General features: G+C 67.4%; 21 protein-coding genes. 10 read left to right on the forward strand and 11 right to left on the reverse strand.

Annotated features, from left to right (window positions below; genetic code table 11):
* Nucleotides 1-73: 73 nt before the first annotated feature.
* Genes KF780_01165 through KF780_01180 form a run of 4 tightly spaced genes read right to left on the reverse strand, consistent with a single transcriptional unit; the run spans nucleotide 74 to nucleotide 2721 of the window.
* Nucleotides 74-1228, reverse strand: a complete 1155-nt coding sequence (locus KF780_01165) for a peptidoglycan DD-metalloendopeptidase family protein (protein MBX3560400.1) — start codon at nucleotides 1226-1228, stop codon at nucleotides 74-76.
* Nucleotides 1229-1231: 3 nt separating this feature from the next.
* Nucleotides 1232-1654, reverse strand: a complete 423-nt coding sequence (locus KF780_01170; protein ID MBX3560401.1) for a 23S rRNA (pseudouridine(1915)-N(3))-methyltransferase RlmH — start codon at nucleotides 1652-1654, stop codon at nucleotides 1232-1234.
* A 7-nt stretch (nucleotides 1655-1661) separates the two neighbouring features.
* Nucleotides 1662-2057, reverse strand: coding sequence for a ribosome silencing factor (rsfS, locus tag KF780_01175; protein MBX3560402.1), 396 nt, complete (start codon nucleotides 2055-2057; stop codon nucleotides 1662-1664).
* Complete coding sequence (locus KF780_01180; GenBank protein MBX3560403.1) at nucleotides 2047-2721, reverse strand: nicotinate-nucleotide adenylyltransferase; 675 nt, start codon at nucleotides 2719-2721, stop codon at nucleotides 2047-2049. The genes rsfS and KF780_01180 overlap by 11 nt, the downstream gene beginning before the upstream one ends.
* 76 nt (nucleotides 2722-2797) lie before the next feature.
* Here KF780_01180 and KF780_01185 point away from each other — a divergent pair, with 76 nt between their 5' ends.
* Nucleotides 2798-3892: a DUF3667 domain-containing protein gene (locus KF780_01185; protein MBX3560404.1), complete on the forward strand. Its 1095-nt coding sequence runs from the start codon at nucleotides 2798-2800 to the stop codon at nucleotides 3890-3892.
* A gap of 58 nt (nucleotides 3893-3950) precedes the next feature.
* On the opposite strand, the gene ftsH is transcribed toward KF780_01185, so the two are convergent.
* The 3 genes from ftsH to KF780_01200 form a co-directional block, all read right to left on the reverse strand.
* Entirely contained in the window at nucleotides 3951-5906 is a 1956-nt protein-coding gene (ftsH, locus tag KF780_01190) for an ATP-dependent zinc metalloprotease FtsH (protein ID MBX3560405.1), read from the reverse strand.
* 75 nt (nucleotides 5907-5981) lie between these two features.
* Nucleotides 5982-7064 carry an MBL fold metallo-hydrolase gene (locus tag KF780_01195; protein MBX3560406.1) on the reverse strand — a complete coding sequence of 361 codons (1083 nt, stop codon included), beginning with the start codon at nucleotides 7062-7064 and terminating at the stop codon, nucleotides 5982-5984.
* An 8-nt stretch (nucleotides 7065-7072) separates the two neighbouring features.
* A complete protein-coding gene (locus KF780_01200; protein MBX3560407.1) occupies nucleotides 7073-7504 on the reverse strand; it encodes a hypothetical protein in 432 nt (143 codons plus the stop codon).
* A 112-nt stretch (nucleotides 7505-7616) separates the two neighbouring features.
* Here KF780_01200 and KF780_01205 point away from each other — a divergent pair, with 112 nt between their 5' ends.
* From KF780_01205 to KF780_01235, 7 genes are all read left to right on the forward strand, one after another.
* Nucleotides 7617-10487, forward strand: coding sequence for an insulinase family protein (locus tag KF780_01205; protein ID MBX3560408.1), 2871 nt, complete (start codon nucleotides 7617-7619; stop codon nucleotides 10485-10487).
* Nucleotides 10453-11631, forward strand: a complete 1179-nt coding sequence (locus tag KF780_01210) for a histidine kinase (GenBank protein MBX3560409.1) — start codon at nucleotides 10453-10455, stop codon at nucleotides 11629-11631. Before KF780_01205 ends, KF780_01210 begins: the two co-directional genes overlap by 35 nt.
* Entirely contained in the window at nucleotides 11628-12428 is an 801-nt protein-coding gene (locus KF780_01215; protein ID MBX3560410.1) for a response regulator transcription factor, read from the forward strand. Before KF780_01210 ends, KF780_01215 begins: the two co-directional genes overlap by 4 nt.
* Before the next feature lie 101 nt (nucleotides 12429-12529).
* Nucleotides 12530-13405 carry a three-Cys-motif partner protein TcmP gene (tcmP, locus tag KF780_01220; protein MBX3560411.1) on the forward strand — a complete coding sequence of 292 codons (876 nt, stop codon included), beginning with the start codon at nucleotides 12530-12532 and terminating at the stop codon, nucleotides 13403-13405.
* Entirely contained in the window at nucleotides 13405-14163 is a 759-nt protein-coding gene (locus tag KF780_01225; protein MBX3560412.1) for a DUF5131 family protein, read from the forward strand. The genes tcmP and KF780_01225 overlap by 1 nt, the downstream gene beginning before the upstream one ends.
* Before the next feature lie 417 nt (nucleotides 14164-14580).
* Nucleotides 14581-15342, forward strand: a complete 762-nt coding sequence (locus tag KF780_01230) for an isocitrate lyase/phosphoenolpyruvate mutase family protein (GenBank protein MBX3560413.1) — start codon at nucleotides 14581-14583, stop codon at nucleotides 15340-15342.
* A 70-nt stretch (nucleotides 15343-15412) separates the two neighbouring features.
* On the forward strand, nucleotides 15413-15805 hold the full coding sequence (locus KF780_01235; protein ID MBX3560414.1) for a RidA family protein: 393 nt from the start codon (nucleotides 15413-15415) through the stop codon (nucleotides 15803-15805).
* Nucleotides 15806-15825: 20 nt separating this feature from the next.
* Here the strand turns inward: KF780_01235 and KF780_01240 are convergent, their stop codons facing one another.
* Nucleotides 15826-16053: a hypothetical protein gene (locus tag KF780_01240; GenBank protein MBX3560415.1), complete on the reverse strand. Its 228-nt coding sequence runs from the start codon at nucleotides 16051-16053 to the stop codon at nucleotides 15826-15828.
* A gap of 139 nt (nucleotides 16054-16192) precedes the next feature.
* Between KF780_01240 and KF780_01245 the strand changes: the two genes are divergently transcribed.
* Nucleotides 16193-16570: a VOC family protein gene (locus KF780_01245; GenBank protein ID MBX3560416.1), complete on the forward strand. Its 378-nt coding sequence runs from the start codon at nucleotides 16193-16195 to the stop codon at nucleotides 16568-16570.
* 6 nt (nucleotides 16571-16576) lie between these two features.
* On the opposite strand, the gene KF780_01250 is transcribed toward KF780_01245, so the two are convergent.
* Together KF780_01250 and KF780_01255 are read right to left on the reverse strand one after the other, a co-directional pair.
* A complete protein-coding gene (locus KF780_01250) occupies nucleotides 16577-17821 on the reverse strand; it encodes an ABC transporter permease (protein MBX3560417.1) in 1245 nt (414 codons plus the stop codon).
* Complete coding sequence (locus tag KF780_01255) at nucleotides 17821-18780, reverse strand: ATP-binding cassette domain-containing protein (GenBank protein ID MBX3560418.1); 960 nt, start codon at nucleotides 18778-18780, stop codon at nucleotides 17821-17823. Before KF780_01255 ends, KF780_01250 begins: the two co-directional genes overlap by 1 nt.
* Before the next feature lie 59 nt (nucleotides 18781-18839).
* Between KF780_01255 and queG the strand changes: the two genes are divergently transcribed.
* The gene (gene queG / locus KF780_01260) at nucleotides 18840-19880 is read left to right on the forward strand and encodes a tRNA epoxyqueuosine(34) reductase QueG (GenBank protein ID MBX3560419.1); all 1041 of its coding nucleotides are present in this window, start codon (nucleotides 18840-18842) and stop codon (nucleotides 19878-19880) included.
* On the opposite strand, the gene KF780_01265 is transcribed toward queG, so the two are convergent.
* On the reverse strand, nucleotides 19855-20241 hold the full coding sequence (locus KF780_01265) for a hypothetical protein (protein ID MBX3560420.1): 387 nt from the start codon (nucleotides 20239-20241) through the stop codon (nucleotides 19855-19857). The genes queG and KF780_01265 overlap by 26 nt on opposite strands.
* Nucleotides 20242-20261: the final 20 nt, after the last annotated feature.

The raw sequence follows: 20261 nt of genomic DNA on the forward strand, positions 1-20261 counted from the left end.
GGGGTCCTATTGAACGGATTTCGCGGCTATTACCGCGTTTCTATGCCCGCGAAAAGCAACGCGCGATGAACGATTAGCCGGAAATCAGCCGCGCGATCGGCACCGGGCGCCCCTCCCGGCGCAACTCGACGGTCACCTGCGGTGCGTTGCCCGCGCCGGCGCGGCCGATCCGGTCGCCCCGCCCGACATTGGCGCCGGCCGCGACATCGAGCCGGCCGAGATCGGTGATCACGCTCGTCCAGCCCCGGCCATGATCGAGGATCACGACCTGCCCGTAGCCGCGGAACGGCGCGGCATAGGCCACCCGCCCGTTGGCCGGCGCCACGATTTCCGCGCCCGCCGCGGTTTCGAAAGTGAGGCCGCGCGAATGGACGCCGCCGTCCGAAATCTCGCCGACTCCCGTGACGAGCCGACCGGCGACTGGCAGGCGATAGGGGATCGCGGCGGCGGCGCGTTCCGGGGCCGCACCGGGGCGCGGCACCGGGCCCGGGAGCGCGCCGAGCTCGGCGCTCAAGCGGGCGCGATAGGCGCCGGCACCGATCCGCCGGGCCAAGGCATGCGCTTCTTCGTCGAAGGCCAGCGCGCGATCCGATTCGGTCAGCGCGAGCCCGGACAAGGCGGAGGAACGCGCCCGCTCGCGCGCTTCGAACGCGGCCAGCTCGACCCGGCGCGCCCGGAGCGTCTCGCGGCTGGCGAGCAGCTCGGTCCGCGCCGCCCCCAGCCCGTCGCGCAGCGCGTTGGCGCGATCGACCTCGGCGCGCAGATCGGCGGTGCGGCGGCGGATTTCGGGCAGGGCGGCCTCGAGCAGCGCGCGGACATGAACGGTGTCGCCGACCGAGCCGGGCTGGACCAGGGCGAGCGCGGCGGGACGGCGCGCCATCGTCTGCAGGGCGCCGGTGAGCCGCATCAGCGGCTGCTGGCGCTCGGCGAGGCGGGCGCGCTGGGCGCTGCGCAGCGCTTCGATGACGACGATCCGCCGCTCGGCGGCGGTGAGATCCGCCTCCGCCGCCTCGATCCGCGCCGCCAGGGTCGCGCTCTCGGCACGGGCACGCTCGGCGGCGTCGGTGGCGGTGCGGGCGCGATCCTCGAGCGCGCGCGCGCGATCATTGGCCTGCGCCGCCTCGCGCTTGGCCTGGGCCAGCGCCCCGGCATCGCCGCCGCGCGCCGCGTGCGCCGCGACCCCGGCGGCGGCCAATGCGGCGAGAATGAGCAAGGGGAGCCCGCGCATGCCTTATCCTTCCCGATGATAGGGATGGTTCGCAAGGATGCTCGTCGCGCGGAACAATTGTTCCGCGAGCATCGCCCGGGCGAGGAGATGCGGCCAGGTCGCGCTGCCGAAGGCGAGCAGCAGGTCCGCGCCGGCCCGCTCGGCATCGCCGAAGCCGTCGGCCGCGCCGATCAGGAAGCGCGCCTCGCGGCGGCCCTCGTCGCGCCAGCGTTCGAGGCGGCGAGCCAGCGCCATCGAGGAGAGCTGCTCGCCTGTCTCGTCGAGGAGGATGGTGACGCCGTTCGGCGCCGGCTCGGGCATTTTGCCGCCCGCGTCGGGCAGCTCGGTGAACTTCACCGGCCAGGCGATGCGCTTCGCATAGCGTTCGACGAGATCGGCCTCGGGCCCGCGCCCGATCTTTCCCCGTGCGACGATATGAAGCAGCAAGGGACGGTCAGCTGGCCGCCGTCGCCGGCGCGGCACCGTCCTCGAACGCCCACATCCGCTCGAGATTGTAGAAGCTGCGCACTTCCGGGCGGAACAGGTGGACGATCACGTCCTCCGCGTCGATCAGCACCCAGTCGGCGACCGGCAGTCCTTCGACCCGCGCGGCGCGGCCGAGGTCGCGCTTGATCCGCTCGGTCAGCTTCTGCGCCATCGAGGCGACCTGCCGGGTCGAGTTGCCGCTCGCGATCACCATGTAATCGGCGATGTTGGATTTGCCGCCCAGCGGAATGGAAACGACGTCGAGCGCCTTGTCGTCGTCGAGGGAACGAAGCACGAGGTCATGCAGCGCCTCGGCCTGTTCATCGGCTCCGCCGGTCTGCGGAGCGGGTTTGTTAGCGGGCAAATTGCCTCCTTTGCTTGCGCGGCTCCGCGAGTTTCCGGCGCGTCACGCCGTCGCGAAGACCTTGATATTGAAACGTTTCGATGACGCTTTCGTGCCAATCGGGATCGGCGGCGCGGATGGCGGTCGCTGAAGTCGGGTCGGGCGGCAGGTCAAGCAGCACGAGCGACGGCAATCTCCAACACGTCCGGTTCCGAACCTCGGCCGCGGGGCGGACGAACCGCCGCAGCCAGCCCATGGCGGGCGCCTTCTGGGCGCGCGCATCATAACCCGGACGGGCGATGACGGCAATCGGGACCATCGCGGCGATCTTGCGCCAGTCGCGCCAGCGGTGGAACTGGGCGAGATTGTCCGCGCCCATCAGCCAGACGAAGCGGCGGTCCGGAAAGCGGCGGATCAAGGCGGCGAGCGTATCGACGGTGTAGCGCGTGCCCAGTTCCGCCTCGATCGCGGTGACGCGGATCGGCGCGCGGCGGGCCATCCGCCGGGCCGAGGCGAAGCGCGCGGCGAACGGCGCCATGCCCTTGGCCGGCTTCAGCGGATTGCCGGGCGACACCAGCCACCAGACCTCGTCCAGCCCCAAGCGGTCGAGTACGCCGAGGCTGAGCGCGCGATGGCCGCGATGGGCCGGATTGAAGGAACCGCCGAGCAGGCCGGTGAGCGTCATGTTCGCGCGATAGCATGCGCATCCGTGCATGCGAACGGTCTCGACGCCACCGTTTCGCTTCGCCATAACAGCGCCGATGAGCGGGATCGAAGGGGTCGGAGACGCGGTCACGGGCGGCATGCTCGCCCGCACGGCCGAGCCCGAAGCGGGCGAACATGCCGAGGAAGGCGACGGCACCTGCCTCAATTGCGGCGCTGAGCTGACCGGCCCCTATTGCCGGATGTGCGGCCAGAAGGCGCATCTCCACCGCACCATCTCCGCGATCGGCCACGATCTGATCCACGGCATCCTGCATCTCGACGGCAAATTCTGGCGTACCTTGCCGCTGCTCGCCTGGCGCCCGGGCGATCTCACCCGGCGCTACGTCCATGGCGAGCGCGCCAGGTTCGTCTCGCCGCTCGGCATGTTCCTGTTCGCCATCTTCCTGATGTTCGCGGTACTCCAGATTTACGGCCTGTCGCTCAGCAATCTGGGTGCGGGCCTGACCAACACCGGACAGAGCCTGGAAATCGCCAGCAACGCGATCAATTCCGACCTGACGGAGGCACGGGAGCGGCGGGGGGAACTCGCGGCGGCGCTCGCCAGCGGAGCCCGGCCGGAGCGCAACGAACGGCGACGGGAACGCATCGCGCGGCTGGATGAGCGGATTGTCCAGCTCGAGGAAAGCCGCCAGTCGCTGGAGCGGGTGCGGAGCGACGGCGGCTTCAGCGCCGTCAACCTGAACATGGCGACGACCGGCTGGAAACGCCTCGACAAGGGCCTCCAGAAGGTCAACGAGAATCCGAGCCTCGCGCTCTACAAGCTGCAGACGAACGGCTACAAATTCTCCTGGCTGCTGATCCCGATGTCCGTGCCGTTCGTCTGGGCGCTTTTCTTCTGGACGCGCCGTTTCCGGTTCTACGACCACACCGTGTTCGTGACCTATTCGCTGGCCTTCATGTCGCTGCTGGCGGTGGTGCTGACCGTGCTGGGCTTCGCCGGCGTGCATGTCGCCATCATCGGCACGGCGGGCGTCTTCATTCCGCCCATCCATATGTATCGCCAGCTCAAGCAGGCCTATGAGCTGGGCTGGTTCGGCGCGCTGGTCCGCACCGTCCTTCTCGTCAATTTCTGCTTCTATATCGCCGGTTTCTTCTTCGTGCTGCTGCTCGGCATCGGCGCGCTGGGCTGACGACAGGAAAAGGGCCGCGAAATCACGCGGCCCTTTTTATCGCGGCCATGCCGGTTGTTCAGGCGCCCTGCGGGGCCGGTCCGCCGATGCCGCCGCGCGGGCGGCGGGTGCTCGGGATGGTCGAGCCGGTGATCGGCGTCGCGGACGGGCGATCGGCCGGATTCTCGCGGCCGATATCCTCGCCTTTGATCGCCCGCTTCGATTCCTCGCCGGTCAGCGTCTCATATTCCAGCAAGGCGCCGGCGAGCTTGTGCAACTGGTCGATATTGTCGGTCAGCACCTGCCGCGCGCGGCCCTCGGCCTCCTCGATCAGGCGGCGTACTTCCTGGTCGATCAGCCGCGAGGTTTCCTCCGAAACGCTCTGCGAGCGGGCGACGCTGTGGCCGAGGAAAACCTCCTCCTGGTTGTCGCGGTAGCGCAGCCAGCCGAGCTTCTCGCTCATGCCATATTCCATCACCATCGCGCGGGCCATGTCGGTGGCCTGCTGGATATCGTTGGACGCACCGGTGTTGAGCGCGTCCTTGCCGTAGATGAGCTGCTCGGCGATGCGGCCGCCGAAGCAGAGCGCGAGCCGCGCCTTCATCTGCTTCATGCTCATCGAATAACGGTCGCGCTCCGGCAGGTTCCAGGTGACGCCCAACGCGCGGCCGCGCGGGATGATCGTCACCTTGTGCAGCGGGTCGCAGCCGTCGACATGGAGCGAGACGAGGGCGTGGCCGGCCTCGTGATAGGCGGTCGCCTTCTTCTCTTCCTCGGTCATGACCATGGATTTGCGCTCGGCGCCCATCATGACCTTGTCCTTGGCCTCCTCGAACTCCTTCATCGCGACCAGGCGCTTGCCCTTGCGCGCGGCGAGGAGCGCGGCCTCGTTGACGAGATTGGCGAGATCGGCACCCGAGAAGCCCGGCGTGCCGCGCGCGATCGTGCGCGGATCGACGTCCGGCGCGAGCGGCGTCTTCTTCATATGGACGTCGAGTATCTTCTGGCGCCCTTCGATATCCGGGCGGGGCACGACGACCTGGCGGTCGAAGCGGCCCGGGCGCAGCAGCGCCGGATCGAGCACGTCGGGCCGGTTGGTCGCGGCGATGATGATGATGCCTTCGTTCGCTTCGAAGCCGTCCATTTCGACGAGCAGCTGGTTCAGCGTCTGCTCGCGCTCGTCATTGCCGTTGCCCAGGCCCGCGCCGCGATGGCGGCCGACCGCGTCGATCTCGTCGATGAAGACGATGCAGGGCGCGTTCTTCTTCGCCTGCTCGAACATGTCGCGCACGCGGCTCGCGCCGACGCCGACGAACATCTCCACGAAGTCGGAGCCGGAAATGGTGAAGAAAGGCACGTTCGCCTCTCCGGCGATGGCGCGCGCCAGAAGCGTCTTGCCGGTGCCGGGCGAGCCGACCAGCAAGGCGCCCTTCGGAATCTTGCCGCCCAGACGCGCGAATTTCGACGGATCCTTCAGAAATTCGACGATCTCCTGAAGCTCCTCGCGCGCCTCGTCGATGCCGGCCACGTCGTCGAAGGTGACGCGGCCATGCTTCTCGGTCAGCAATTTCGCCTTGGAACGGCCGAAGCCCATCGCACCGGAACCCGCATTCTTCTGCATCTGGCGCATCACGAAGAAGGCGATGCCGAGGATCAGCAGGAAGGGCAGCGACTGGATGAGGATGTACATCCACAGCGACGTCTGCTGCTCCGGCTCGGCGGCGAAGGAGACGCCGCGGTCGCGCAGCCGCTGAACGAGCTGCGGATCGGAGGGCGGCGTGTTGGTGCGGAAGGTCTCGTTATTGGTCAGCCGGCCGGAGATCGTCTCCTTGCCGATCACCACCTGCTTGACCGAGCCTTCCTCGACCCGGTTGAGGAAATCGGAATAGGCGATCGCGTCGGCCGGGCGGCTCGCGCCGCCACCCGCGACCTGCACGAACAACACCACGCCGAGCAGGATGCCTGCCCAGATCAGCAGGCTTTTCATCCAGGCATTGCCCGGATCCTTGTCCGGCGTGCGGTTGTCGTCGCTCATTCGAATGTCCCTTCGCGCCCTAGATAGGATGTCGGGCGGGAAGCGCAATGTAGCGGAAAAGCGGTGAACGCGCGATTAGCGAGATACGGGCATCGGCACGTCCAGCGATTCGCCCGCTTCGAGGGTCACGAACCGTTCCGGCGCGATGTGCCGGGCGCGCAGCCGGGCCGCCAGCTCCAGGCGCGGCGCGTCGATGTCCTCGAAGCTGAGCTGGAACGTGCCCCAATGGACGCCGATCGCGCGTTCGGGCCGCAGAATCTCGAACATTTCCACCGCTTCGGCGGGGTCGATATGGTTGGCGCGCATGAAATCGCGCGGCTCGTAGGCGCCGATCGGGATGATCGCGAGCCGGAACGGGCCGCGCCGCGCCGCCTCCCGCACCCAGGCCCCGCCGCCCCAGCCGGTGTCGCCGACGAAGAAGATGTTGCCCGACGGCGTCAGGACCGTGAAGGCGGACCAGAGCGCCCGGTTGCGATCGACGAACCAGCGCGAACTCCAATGATGGTTGCGCTCGACGATCACTTGCGTGCGGTCGCCCAGCGTGACGCGCCCGCCCCAGTCGCGCGCCTGCACGTCGATGCCGGCGCGGCGCAGGATCGTGTCGTTGCCGAGGCTGGTGACGATCGTCGGCCGGTCCCGCTCCCAGAGCCGGCGCAGGGTCGCCAGATCCAGATGATCGTAATGATTGTGGCTGACGAGGACGAGATCGATCTTCGGCAGATCGTCGAAGCGCACGCCCGGCGCCCGCGCGCGTCGCGGCCCCGCGAAGGAGAAGGGCGAGGCGCGGTCCGACCAGATCGGATCGGTGAGGATGTTGAGCCCGGCCGTCTGCACCAGCACGGTGGCATGGCCGATCCAGGTGACGCGCATCGCGTCCTCCTCCACCCGTTGGGGCGGAACAGTGGGCGTGACCGGCGCGCTGTCCGGCCAGCGGGCGCGCTCGTCGGAAGTCACCATGCTGCGCAGGAAGCCGCCGGGCCGGGACCGGCGCGGCGGATCGGGCTCGAGATTGCGGAAGCGCGCGCCGTCGAAATGGTCGCTCGCCGGGCCGCGATAATAGATCCGGTCCAGGAAGGGCGGGACCAAGGTGGGCGCGAAGCAGGCCGCGACCGCCGCGAACAGCAGAGCCGTCCCCAGCCGTCGCAGCCATGTTCGCATCGCGGCGGTCAGCCGCCGATCGCGAAGCCCGGCGGCGCGCGATCCTCGGCATGTTCGGCATGATACATGTCGAACACGATGCGGCGCGTCGTGCCGCCGCAGGCGAGCGGATAGGCCGCCGTCACCGTGCCGAACGCGCCCACGCCCGCATCGACGCGCGCGCCGATCCCGGGCGCGGCGCCGTCCGCGCAGCGCAGGCGGGCGAGATAGGCGCGCTCGCCCTGCGGCCCGCCGACCCGGACCGGATTGTCGATCGAACCGAGCGGAAAGGCCGCGGCGGCGGCGATCAGCCGCGCCATCTCGGCCTCCGAAGCGGCCTGGTCCATCTGGCCCAGCACTTCTTCCGGGGTCGCGGTGGGGGCGCCGAGCTCCTGGGCGGAAAGGGGGCACGAAAGCGCGACGAGCGGCGCCAGAAACAGGGTAAGCGATGGGATACGCATGGGATTCTCCGTGGGGCGCCCCGCTCATAAGGGCGAAGCGCCGTCGCACACAATCCGAAATGCACGGCGGCGATGCTCGACATTTGGGCCTTGCGGACCCACAAAGGCCGCGATGAACCCGATCCGATCGGCTTTTGCCGCCCTCCTGCTCCTCGCCGCGCCGCTCTCCGCCCAGCCGGCGATGGCGCCCTCCGTCGCCGAGCGCGGCGATGCCGGCTGGCTTTATCGTGGCAGCGATATCGCGCCCGATCCCGCCTGGCGTTTCGGCACCTTGCCCAACGGCCTGCGCTACGCCGTGCGCCGCAACGCGCTGCCCGCCGGCCAGGTGTCGATCCGCATCCGGATCGACGCGGGCGCGCTGCACGAGGAAGATACGGAGCGCGGCTGGGCGCATTTCCTGGAGCATATGCTGTTCCGGGGCACGGAGAGCTTCCCGGACCGCGAAGCGCGGCAAATCTGGCAGCGGCTCGGCGCCAGCTTCGGCAGCGACAGCAATGCGCGCACCAGCGCGACCGACACCGTCTATCAACTCGATCTGCCCCATGCCGATCGCGCCAGTCTCGATGCCAGCCTCCATGTCCTCGCCGAGATGATGTCGCGCGCGCGGATCGATGCGGCGGCGGTGGAGGCCGAGCGGCCGGTGGTCCTCGCCGAAAAGGGACGCAGGCCGGAGCTGGCACAGCGCGGGCTGGAGCTGGCGCTGCCGCTCTATTTCGCCGGGCTGCGTTATGCGAATCGCGACACGATCGGCACCGACGCGACGCTCAACGGCGCCACCGCCGAGGGGCTGCGCGCCTTCTACCGGCGCTGGTACCGCCCGGACCGCGCGACGATCGTCATGGCCGGCGACGCCGATCCGGACATCATGGAAGAGCTGATCCGCGCGCGGTTCGGGGATTGGCGAGCGGAAGGGCCGGCGGCGGCGGAACCGGACTTCGGGCAGCCTGCGGATGTCGCCGATCCTGTGGCGAATCTCGCTTATCCCGGCGTGCCCGTCTCCGCCAACGTCATATGGGTGCGCCCGCACGACCCCATGCCGCACACGCTGGCGCGGGAACGCGCCTATCTTGCCGAATCGCTCGCCGTGCGGATCGTGAACCGGCGGCTGGAGGCGCATGCGCGCGGCGAGTCCGCTTTCATCAATGCCTCGATCGGCATCTCGCGCCAACGCGCCGTCGCCAACACCACCTCGCTTGCCGTCACCGCGCGCGACGGCCGCTGGCGGGAATCGCTCGCCGAGGCTTTCGCGATCCTCGGCGATGCCGTTTCGGCCCCGCCGGACGCCGAGGAGATCGACCGCGAGATCCGCAACCTGCGCACCGGCGTCACCGCCGCCGTCCAGGGCGAGGCGACGGCACGTTCCCAGGTGCGCGCCGAACAGCTTGTCAACGCCGTCGACAATCGCGGCGTGGTGACCGCCCCGGCGACCGTGCTCGACAATTTCGAGGCGAATGTGCCCGAGATGACGCCGGAACGGGTCGGCGCGGCGATGCGTGCCCTGTTCGACGGCTCCGGCCCCCGCATGATCCTGGCGACGCCCACTCCGGTGGCGGGCGGCACGGCGGCGCTCGCCGACGGACTGGCCGCCGCGCGCGCCGCGGCGCCGGCAACGCGCCGGGCCGAACGCCGGGTCAGTTTCGACGACCTGCCGCCACTCGGCGCGCCGGGCCGCGAGATCGCCCGCGAGACGATCGAGGATATGGGCGTCACCATCGTGCGCTTTGCCAACGGATCGACCCTGACCTTCAAGCGCACCGAGTTCGAGCGGGGCTCGGTGCTGGTCCGGCTGCGCTTCGGCAGCGGGCTCGCCGGCCTTGCGCCGGATCGGCCCTCGCTCGGTTGGCTCGGCGGATTGATCGCGCCCTCCGGGCTGGCCGGGCTCGATCTGGACGGGATGGAACGGCTGCTCACTGGTCGGCGGATGAACCTCACCTTCGCGGTCGGGGAAGACGCCTTCATCCTCGGCGGCCAGACCAATGCCGACGATCTCGGCGATCAGCTCCGGCTGCTCGTCACCAAGCTCACCGCGCCGAACTGGGATCCGGCGCTGTTCGCGCGCTTCCGCACCGGCGCCGTCGAGAGCTTCGCCATGCATTTCACGTCCGCATCGGCGCGCGCGGGCCGCGAAATGAGCGGCTTCCTGCGGCCCCACGACCAGCGGTGGCGGCCGATCGAGCGCGAGGAGATGGCCGCCGCGACGGTCGACGGCTTCCGCGACTTCTTCGCGCCGTTGCTCGCCGCCGGGCCGGTCCATGCGACGATCGTCGGCGATGTCGAACTGGATGCGGCGGTGGCGGCGGTGCGACATACCGTCGCCGCTTTGCCCGAACGGACCGCGGCGGCGCCCTCGAACGGCGCGACGACGCTCCGGCCGCCCAGCCCGTCGCCGCAACCGCGCACCTTCACCCATCGCGGCGATCCCGGCCAGGCCTTCGCGCTGATCGGCTGGTCCACGCTGGGCGGGCTCGACAATATCCGGGACCGCCGCGCGCTGGCGCTCGCCGCCAACATCTTTCAGGTGCGGCTGTTCGATCGGCTGCGCGAGGAGGAAGGCGCGACCTATTCGCCCAGCGCCGCGCACAGCAGCTCGGAAACCTTCCCCGCCTGGGGCATCTTCTATGCCGCCGCCGAGATCCGCCCGGAGCGCGCCGGGACCTTCTTCCGCGCCGCGCGCGAGATCGTCGCAGATCTCGCCGCCGATCCGGTCCAGCCGGACGAGTTCGCCCGCGCGCAGAATCCGGTGATCAGCGGCATCGAGCGGCGGCTCGCGACCAGCGCCTATTGGCTCGGCGCGATCTCCAACTGGGTCGATCAGCCCCGCGAAATCGAGAATGTCCGCACCTATCTTTCCGCCTATCGCGAAATGACGGCCGAGGACGTGCGCCGCGCGGTTGCGACATGGGTGACCGATCAGGGCGACTGGTCGATGCTCGTTCTTCCCGATAGGAATGGCAGCGAGCAGGACGCGAGCATTGCCCGATAGCATCGCCCCGGCCGCCGCCCCGCAACCGGGCCAGGCGCAGGCCGGCCGGACGCCGTTCCGGCTGCGCGGGCGATCGTTCTTCGAAGACAAGAATCGCGCCTTCTGGCTGCTGCAATCGGCCGGCTGGGCGGGCTATTTCGTGCTGCGCACCCTCTCCGGCATCGCCAATGCGATGGGCTGGAGCTACGTCCTCCACACCCTCCTGCTCACCGCCACCGGCTATTCGATCACGCTGTTGATGGCCGCCGCCTATCGTCGGCTGATCCAGATGAAGGAGATCGTCACCTGGGTCGGCTCGATTCTGATCGTGATCAGCGCGGCGGCGGCCTTCTCCGCGATCGAGACCTGGAGCGTCGCCACCTTCCTCCAGCCCGGCACAAGGCCCGAGGGCATCCGCTTCCTGGGCGCGATCCTGCTCACCGTCTCGCTGCTGATCGCCTGGTCCGCGCTCTATTATTCGATCAACTTCTATATCCTGCTGGAGGACCAGAAGAAGCGGCTGCTGCGGCTTGAAAGCCAGACCTCCCATGCCCAGCTTGCGATGCTGCGCTACCAGCTCAACCCCCATTTCCTGTTCAACACGCTGAATTCGATCTCCACCCTCGTCCTGCTGAAGCAGACCGACCGCGCCAATGCGATGCTGTCGCGCCTCTCCTCCTTCCTGCGCTACACCCTGGTCAACGAGCCGACCGGCATGGTGACCATTCAGCAGGAGGTGGAGACGCTGAAGCTGTATCTGGAGATCGAGAAGATGCGCTTCGAGGAGCGTCTTCGGCCGCATTTCCAGATCGATCCGGAGGGGGCGCGGGCGCTGCTGCCCTCGCTGCTGCTCCAGCCGCTGATCGAGAATGCGATCAAATATGCGGTGGCGCCGCAGGAGGAGGGAGCGGACATCTCGATCGCGGTGCGGCGCGAGGGCGCGCGGGTGCTGATCGAGGTCAGCGACACCGGCCCGGGCACCGACTCCCAGTACAAGGAGCGCGCCGATCAATCGACCGGCGTCGGCCTGGCGAACATTCGGGACCGTCTGGCGCAGGCCTATGGCGACAATCAAAGGTTCGATACACAGTCGGAGACAAAAGGGGGCTTCCGCGTTTTCATTGAAATTCCTTTCCAGACCGAAGAGACCGAGGAACCCAAATGACCATCCGCACCATCCTGGTGGACGACGAGCCGCTCGCCATCCAGGGCCTCCAGCTCCGCCTGGAGCCGCATGAGGATGTCGAGATCATCGACACCTGCTCGAACGGGCGCGAGGCGATCCGATCGATCAAGACGCACAAGCCCGATCTCGTCTTCCTCGACATCCAGATGCCCGGCTTCGACGGCTTTTCCGTCATCCAGGGCCTGATGGAGGTCGAACCGCCCCTGGTCGTCTTCGTCACCGCCTATTCGGACCATGCGCTGCGCGCGTTCGAGGCGCAGGCGGTGGACTATCTGATGAAGCCGGTGGACGAGGCCCGCCTCGCCGACACGCTGGAGCGGGTGCGCCAGCGCCTGACCGAGAAACGCGGCGTCGAGGAGGTGGAGAAATTGAAGGAGGTGCTCGCCGAAGTCGCACCGGACGCGATGGACGCGGCGGACACCGGCGACGACGCCCACGCCGCCAGCCGCTACGAGAAGATGATCAACATCAAGGATCGCGGCCAGATTTTCCGCGTGGACGTCGACAGCATCGAGAAGATCGACGCCGCCGGCGACTATATGTGCATCTATACCGGCGACAACACGCTCATCCTGCGCGAGACGATGAAGGACCTCGAAAAGCGCCTCGACCCCCGCCGCTTCCAGCGCGTCCACCGCTCCACCATCGTCAACCTCGACCAGGTCCGGCAGGTGAAGCCGCACACCAACGGCGAATGCTTCCTGGTGCTGGGCTCGGGGCAGCAGGTGAAGGTGTCGCGCAGCTATCGGGATGTGGTGGCGCGCTTCGTACACTGAGGGGGAGGCGCGGCCGGGCGCAGGGACGAGCTGCCAATTACGGAGTGATTCCGACTTGATGTTCACTCTTCGTTCCGATAAACGGAACGAGGAGGGGTTACATGACCGAGCGTGTCCAAGCCTTTGGTGGAGAGCATACCCGGCGGAAATTGGACGTCGTCGCGAAATATTTGGCGGCATACGTCACCGTCATGAAGAAGCAGGATTTTCGTCTCTTTTATGTTGACGGATTCGCCGGCTCTGGAGCCTCCGCCTCAAAGACAGAATCCCTGAAGTCGGACGACCCAACCCTCTTCCCTACCGCCGACGTCATAGAAGGCTCCCCGGTACGCGCCTTGGGCGTCGATCCGCCCTTCGACCAATACGTTTTCATCGAGAAGAGTGGAGAAAATGTCCGATCACTCTCCGGCCTCTGCGCTCAGTTTCCCAATAGGCAAATAGATATCGTCCATGGCGACGCCAACGACCGGCTCCGAGAGTTTTGTGATCGCATAGCTGCCAATCGCCTCGACAGGGCGGTAGTCTTTCTCGATCCATTTGGTCTGAGCGTGAGATGGCAGACTATCGAGCGTATGGCCGCCACCAAGAAGGTCGACCTTTGGTATTTGGTGCCTGTCGATGGGATGTCTCGCCAAATCAAAGATGACGGAACCTTTCTACCGGGTGCCTCGAAAATAGATGAACTCTGGGGGTCATCGGCGTGGCGGGCGAAGGCTGTCCGCCGTACCGACCCGATCGATGATCTCTTTGGGGGCGTGGATGAGAGGCTGGAGAAGATCGCAAGGGCCAAGCAATTCTCAGAAATGTTCCAGGACCATCTACGAGGCATATTCGCAGGCGGAGTTGCGAAGGCCTATCTTCCACTGGGCAGGGGAAAGCGCCACGATTTTTCGCTCATGTTTGCTTGCGCCAACCCGAGTCAGGCGGCATCCCAAACGGCGATGCGTATTGCGAACCATATTCTAAGAACAGCCTGATGGCTGGCATTTCAGAAATCGAATGGACGGATGTCACCTGGAATCCGGTGGCGGGCTGCACCATCGCATCGAGTGGTTGCAGCAACTGCTATGCAATGCGCATGGCGGCGCGTCTGCAGGCGATGGGACATGCAAAATATAAGGGCACAACCAGAAAGAGTGGGGGCCGTTACGTTTGGACGGGTAAGATCAACATCGATGAGTCCAGCCTGTCCGCACCGCTGGAATGGAGAAAGGGAAAACGTGTTTTCGTTAACTCGATGGCTGACTTGTTCCACGATTCAGTTCCTGACAAATTTATAGCCAAAGTATGGGAGATGATGGAGGCGTGCCCTCAGCATCACTTCCAGATCCTCACGAAGCGCCCAGAACGAATGGCCAAGCTTTTCAAAAACGGCGCTTTGCAGAACTTGATGCATGTGTGGCTGGGAACATCAGTCGAGAACGCGGACGTTGCTGAGCGCGTGGGTCATCTTTCCTTGATATCCGGCGCGACGCTCTTCGTATCATTCGAGCCACTGATCGGTCGGATTGATGACATTGATCTGCGGAAAATCCACTGGGCCATTGTCGGTGGGGAGTCCGGTCCCAGAGCGCGGCCAATGGATGAGGAGTGGGTCGAAAGGCTGTACGAAATCTGTCGTCGAGACGACGTTGCTTTTTTCTTCAAGCAGTGGGGCGGACGCAACAAGAAGGCGACAGGCCGCGAGTTGCATGGTCGCACTTACGACGAATATCCGCTGGAACTGGAGCCTTGAATTCCGGGAAATCGGGAAAATTGGGGCAGTATGTATTTATCTGCCCCGTCCCGCTTCCAATGTAGGAAATCCTCCGTCACGTTGCCCCCCGACTCGGGGCTTCGGCTTCGTTTCGTCGGCTCTTTGAACTGCCCCTTTCACACGAAAACATTTTCTGCCGCGCCGCCGCGCATATGGGGGTGAAGATGCTGACATTTCGTAGCTTGCCTTCCGCCCTTCGGCCCCCGCCAAAACACCCCTCACCCTGTCAACTTAGTCAACTTTACAGAGAGGGACGCCCTGATCGCGCGGCAGCGGCGCCGCCCCGCCTGACCGCAAGAAACGGGACGCCCGGCATGACCTTGCAGGCCATTGCCACGCGCATCGTCCAGGATGATCAGCACCCGCCCCCCAGCGCACGAAAAGGAGATTGCCGCGATGCCGTCACAGTCCGAAAAAGCCGCTTTGTTCGCCGCCCTGCACCGGCCGGGCGATCCCGTCATCCTCTACAATATCTGGGATGCGGGCAGCGCGAAGGCGGTGGCGGCGGCCGGTGCCAGGGCGATCGCGACGGGCAGCGCCTCGGTCGCGGCGGCGAACGGGTTCGCGGACGGCGAGGGGCTGCCGATCGAGGTGGCGCTGGCCAATGCGGCGCGGATCGTCGCGTCGGTCGAGCTGCCGGTGACGGTGGATTTCGAGGGCGGCTATGCGCTCGCGCCCGACGCGGTCGCGGCCAATGTCGCGCGGCTGGCCGAGACCGGCGCGATCGGCTGCAATTTCGAGGACCAGGTGGTCGGCGGCAACGGCCTCCACCCGATCGCCGACCAGGCGGCGCGCATCGGCGCGATCCGCGCAGCCGTCGGCGCGGATTTCTTCCTCAACGCGCGCACCGATATCTTCCTGCAGGCCAAGCCGGACACGCATGACGATGCCAAGGTCGATGCCGCGATCGAACGGGCCGAGGCCTATGCCGATGCCGGCGCGAGCGGCTTCTTCGTCCCCGGCCTCGCCAATCTCGCTTTGCTGGAGCGGGTCTGCGCCGCCGCGCCGATCCCGGTCAATTTCATGGCCTTCCCCGGCGCGCCGTCGGCGGCCGAGGTGGCGGGCGTCGGCGTGGCGCGGATCAGCCACGGCCCCTTCCCGCATATGGACGCGATGAAGGCACTCACCAGGGCCGCGGCGGCGGTCTACGGGCATTGACCGGAAGCCGGGCTCCCTTGCGGAGAGGGGCCCGGGGGACCACCTCCCTGCGAACCGAAGGAGATCCTCCATGCCCAAGCGCGACGCCGTCTTCCCCGCCAACCGGCACGATCTATATGCCCAGCACGGTTATTCCGCCGCGATCCGGTCCGGCGATCTGCTGTTCGTCTCCGGTCAGGTCGGCAGCCGGCGCGACGGCTCGCCCGAGCCGGATTTCGAGGCGCAGGTCCGTCTCGCCTTCGCCAATCTCGAAGCGACGCTGAAGGCCGGCGGGTGCGGATTCGACGACATCGTCGACGTGACGACCTTCCACACCGATCCCGAAAGCCAGTTCGGCACGATCATGGCCGTCAAGAGCGATATCTTTCCGGAGCCGCCCTATCCGAACTGGACGGCGATCGGCGTCAACTGGCTCGCGGGGTTCGATTTCGAGATCAAAGTCATTGCCCGCATCCCCGGCTGACAGTCGCCAGCGGACGGCAGTCAATATGCCTCATCGGCGAGCGCGGCCTCGCGCGCCACGGCGTCGAGCACGCGGTCCATCCGCTCGATGATCTGGCGCTGGCGGTTGGCGCGCTTGGCGGTGACGTCGCGCATCGGCCCGCCATCCTCCGATTCCTGGATGACGAGGCCCTCGTCCTCGATCTGCCGGAGCGTTTCGAGCGCGCGGTCGCGCTCGTCGCGAATCAGGTCCACCACATCCTGGTTCATGCCGCCTCCATAACGCAGAAACGCACCGGACGCGATTCGGCCCCGCGCGGCTCGTGGCCGAAATCACCCGTCCGGGCGATGGCGGGGAGCTCGCGATGGACCTAGAATGCGATCGGTGGGCGGCAACGGGAGATTGGGCATGGCGAAGGTCACGGGACTGGGCGGCATCTTCTACAAGACGGCCGATCCGGCGCGGACGCAGGCCTGGTACATGGAGAATCTGGGCATCGGCGGCGACTGGGGCGCCCATTTCCGCTGGGCGGACGAAAGCAAGGACGATCCCTACAGCCTGCTCAGCCCGTTCAAGCAGGAGACCGACTATTTCGGCCCGTCGGACGCCGCGTTCATGATCAACCTGCGCGTCGACGACTTGGACGCCTTCCTGGAGGAACTGAAGGCGAAGGGCGTCGACATCCTCGGCACCCAGTCGGAGGACTATGGCAAGTTCGCCTGGATCCTCGATTGCGACGGCATCAAGATCGAACTGTGGGAACAGGCCGGCCCGGCTCCCGTCTGAGCCCGGTCAGCCCGCGCCGGTTCCGCGCCAGAAGCCGAGGCTGAAGAAGGAGCCGCCGGACGCGGATTTGAGCACGGTCATCCGGAACATCCGCGAGGACATCCGGATGATGAGCACCACCCAGATCGTCTGCCAGACGAGCGCCAGCAGATGCGGCCAGAGATCCTCGAACCGCGCGGCATGGGCGATCATCGCCAGCGGCGAGCTGAACGGGAAGGCATAGGCGAACCAGACCAGCCATCCCTCACTGCTGCCCACCACGGAGACGGCGATCAGGAACACGGCGACCTGCAACAAGGTCACGGGCATGGAGAGCGTCTGGATCTCGCGGATGTTGCTCGCCTGGGCGCCGATGCCGAGGAACAGCGCGCCGAGCAGCATGTAATTGGCGCCGTAATAGAAGAGGACGAGCAACAGGAAGACCGCCCACCCGACGGCCGGCGCCACCTGCGGCAGCGTCATCCAGTCCTGCACCACCTGCACGAACAGATAGGCCAGCCCTGCCATGCCGCCCCACAGGGCCAGGCCGACGAAGGAGATGCCGAGCATCGCGATGAGCTTGCCGAGGAACACCGCGTCGAGCGGCACCGCGGCGGCCAGCACTTCAATGACCTTGTTGGATTTTTCCTCCGCCATGTTCGACAGCAGCAAGGTGGCGAGCAGCACGGTGATGCCGAAGATCAGCCCCTGGACGACGCGCGCGATATCGCGACGGAGCATCTGGAGATTGCCGGCGGCCTGCTCGGTCACCGCCCGTTCGACCTGGATCGCCGGCGGCGCGCCGCCGGCGGCATCGAGCGCCGCCGCCCGCCGCGCGTCATCGACGATCAGCTGCATGCGCGCGCCGACGCTTTCCTCGACCTTCGCCGGGCCGGCCAGCACCAGGCGTTCGAGCGTGCCGCTCAGCACCGCCGAATAGCCGACTCCCTCGTCGGCGAGCAGCGCGATCGCCTGCGCCCCGACATTTTCCGCCGGCGCGACGACTTCGAGACGCGGAAAGGCGCGCTCGGAGGTTCCCGCCACCAGCCGCGCCCGCGCCGCCTGCAGGTCTTGTGCCGTCGCCGTATCGACGACCAGAGCGACCAATGGCTGCGACGAACTCCGCTCGGCGTCGTCGATCATCTGGCTGACGCCCAGCACGGCCGCGAAAAGGACCAGCGGCACGATCAGGAACAGGATGAAGGTGCGCGACATGACCGTCGCGGTGAAATCGCGGCGCGCGATGACCCAGGCGGCATCGAACAGGCTCATCAGGCGGCCTCCCCGAGCGCGTCTTCATCGTCATCGCCCATCTCGCGCGCGGCGGCCTCGCCGGCTATCGCGACGAAGGCATCGTGCAGCCCGCGCCGCTCGATCGACAATTCCTCGATGCCGGCGCCGCCGTCGATCAGCGCCTTCAGCAGCGCCTCGACACCTTCGTCGGGCAGATCGAACGACCAGATACCGTCGCGCAGCCGCGCCTCGGCGGGCAGCGCCCGGCGCCAGGCGCCATCGGCGTCGCGGGTTTTCAGCCGGACCTGCGGCCGCAGCCGATCGCGCGCCTCGGCCACCCGGCCCTCGAACCGGATCTGCCCGCCGGCGATGATCGCCACGCGCTCGCACAAACGCTCGGCATGATGGATGACATGGGTGGAGAAGATCACGGTCGCGCCGGCGGCCGCCTCCTCGCGGATCAGATGCTCCAATCGGCCCTGATTGATCGCGTCGAGGCCCGAGAACGGCTCGTCGAGCACGACCAGCCGGGGCTTGTGGACGATCGTGCCGAACAGCTGGATGGTCTGCGCCATGCCCTTGCTGAGGCTCTTGATCGGCTTGTCGACATAGTCGCCGAGGCCGTTTTCGCCGAGCAGGATCTCCGCGCGCCTTCGCCCGATTTCGAGCGGCAGGCCCCTGAGCGCGCCCATGAAGGCGATCGCCTCCCGCGTCGTCATCGCCGGATAAAGGCCGCGCTCCTCGGGCAGGTAGCCGACGATCCCGGCGGCCTCGAGCGGCCGTTCGTGGCCGAGCAGGGCGCGATGCCCCGCATCCGGCTCGATGATGCCGAGCAGCATCCTCAGCGTCGTCGTCTTGCCGGCGCCGTTCGGTCCCAATATGCCGTAGATGCTGCCCTGCGGCACGGCGATGTCGATGCCGCGCACCGCAGGCTTGCCGTCGAAGGACTTGAACAGTCCCCGGGCCTTGATCGCCAATTCGCCAGTCACGCCGCCCAGCTTCCCCCCCGAACAAGTAAAGTGGTAAAGCCGAGAAAGTGTTGAATGGCAATATAAACATGGAAACGCAGCTGGAACGGAAAGCCCGGGAAACGGGCTTCGCCGCGTTCGGAATCGCGCGCGCGGACGCCGCGCCGCAGGCCGGCGAGCGGCTGCGCGCCTGGCTCGCAGACGGCGCGCATGGCGACATGATCTGGATGGCCGAGACGGCGGACCGCCGCGCCTCGCCCGTCGGGTTGTGGCCGGAGGTCAGGAGCGTGATCTCGCTCGGCATGAGCTATGCCCCCGCCGCCGATCCGCTGGCGCTGGCCGATCACCCGGAGCGGGGCCGCATCTCGGTGTACGCCCAGGGCGCCGACTATCATGATGTGGTCAAGAAGGCGCTGAAGGCGCTGGGCCGCTGGCTGGTCGACGCGGCCGGCGAGCCGATCAAGGTGTTCGTCGACACCGCGCCGGTGATGGAAAAGCCGCTGGCCGAGGCGGCGGGGATCGGCTGGCAGGGCAAGCACACCAATCTGGTCAGCCGCGCGGACGGAAGCTGGCTGTTCCTGGGCGCGATCTACACGACGCTGGAGCTGGCGCCGGCCGCGCCGCACGCGATGCGCTGCGGCTCCTGCCGCGCCTGCCTCGACGCCTGCCCGACCGACGCCTTTCCCGCGCCGTTCCGGCTCGATGCGCGCCGCTGTATCTCCTATCTCACGATCGAGCATAAGGGGCCGATCCCGGAGGAATTCCGCGCAGCGATCGGCAACCGCATCTATGGCTGCGATGATTGCCTGGCGGTGTGCCCGTGGAACCGCTTCGCCGACGCGGCGCGCACCAACCGGGCGTTCCTGCCCCGCGCCGAACTCGCGGCGCCGGCGCTCGCCGATCTGCTGGAGCTCGACGATGCTGGGTTCCGAAGGGTCTTCGCCGGATCGCCGATCAAGCGGATCGGGCGCAACCGGATGGTGCGCAACGCGGCGATCGCCGCGGGGAATAGCGGGCTGGCAGGCTTCATCCCGGCGCTTCGCGCGCTGGCCGACGATGAGGATGCCGTTGTCGCGGACGCGGCGCGCTGGGCGCTCGGGCGGCTTACTGCGCCTCCCGCCGCCGGCTGAGCGCCGCGACGCAGGAGGAGCGGTCCATCTCCCGCCCGTCGGGGAGGCGGGCATCGACATGGGTGACGACCGCTTCACCCCGTCCGCCGCGCGGCGGATAGAGATAGGCGTCGAGCACGCAGGCCGCTCCCAGGAACTGCAGCTTGCGCGCCGGGCCCTCACGCGCGTCGAGATCGGGCTGGCCGAATTGCGCCACGAGTGCGGCGGCGGAGGCGCCGAGCACGGTCTCCAACCCCGTCGGGGCATAAGGTCTCGGCGGCGGCGGGGCGGGCACAGCGGGGGGCGGCGCCTGGACCGCAGGCGGCACGCAGCCCGCCAGGCCAGTTCCCGCGAGCAGCAACAGTGCCAGTCCAGTCCGCATCGAACGCCTCCCCCGAAAGA

It is taken from the genome of Sphingomonas sp., assembly GCA_019635535.1.
Lineage (GTDB): Bacteria > Pseudomonadota > Alphaproteobacteria > Sphingomonadales > Sphingomonadaceae > Allosphingosinicella.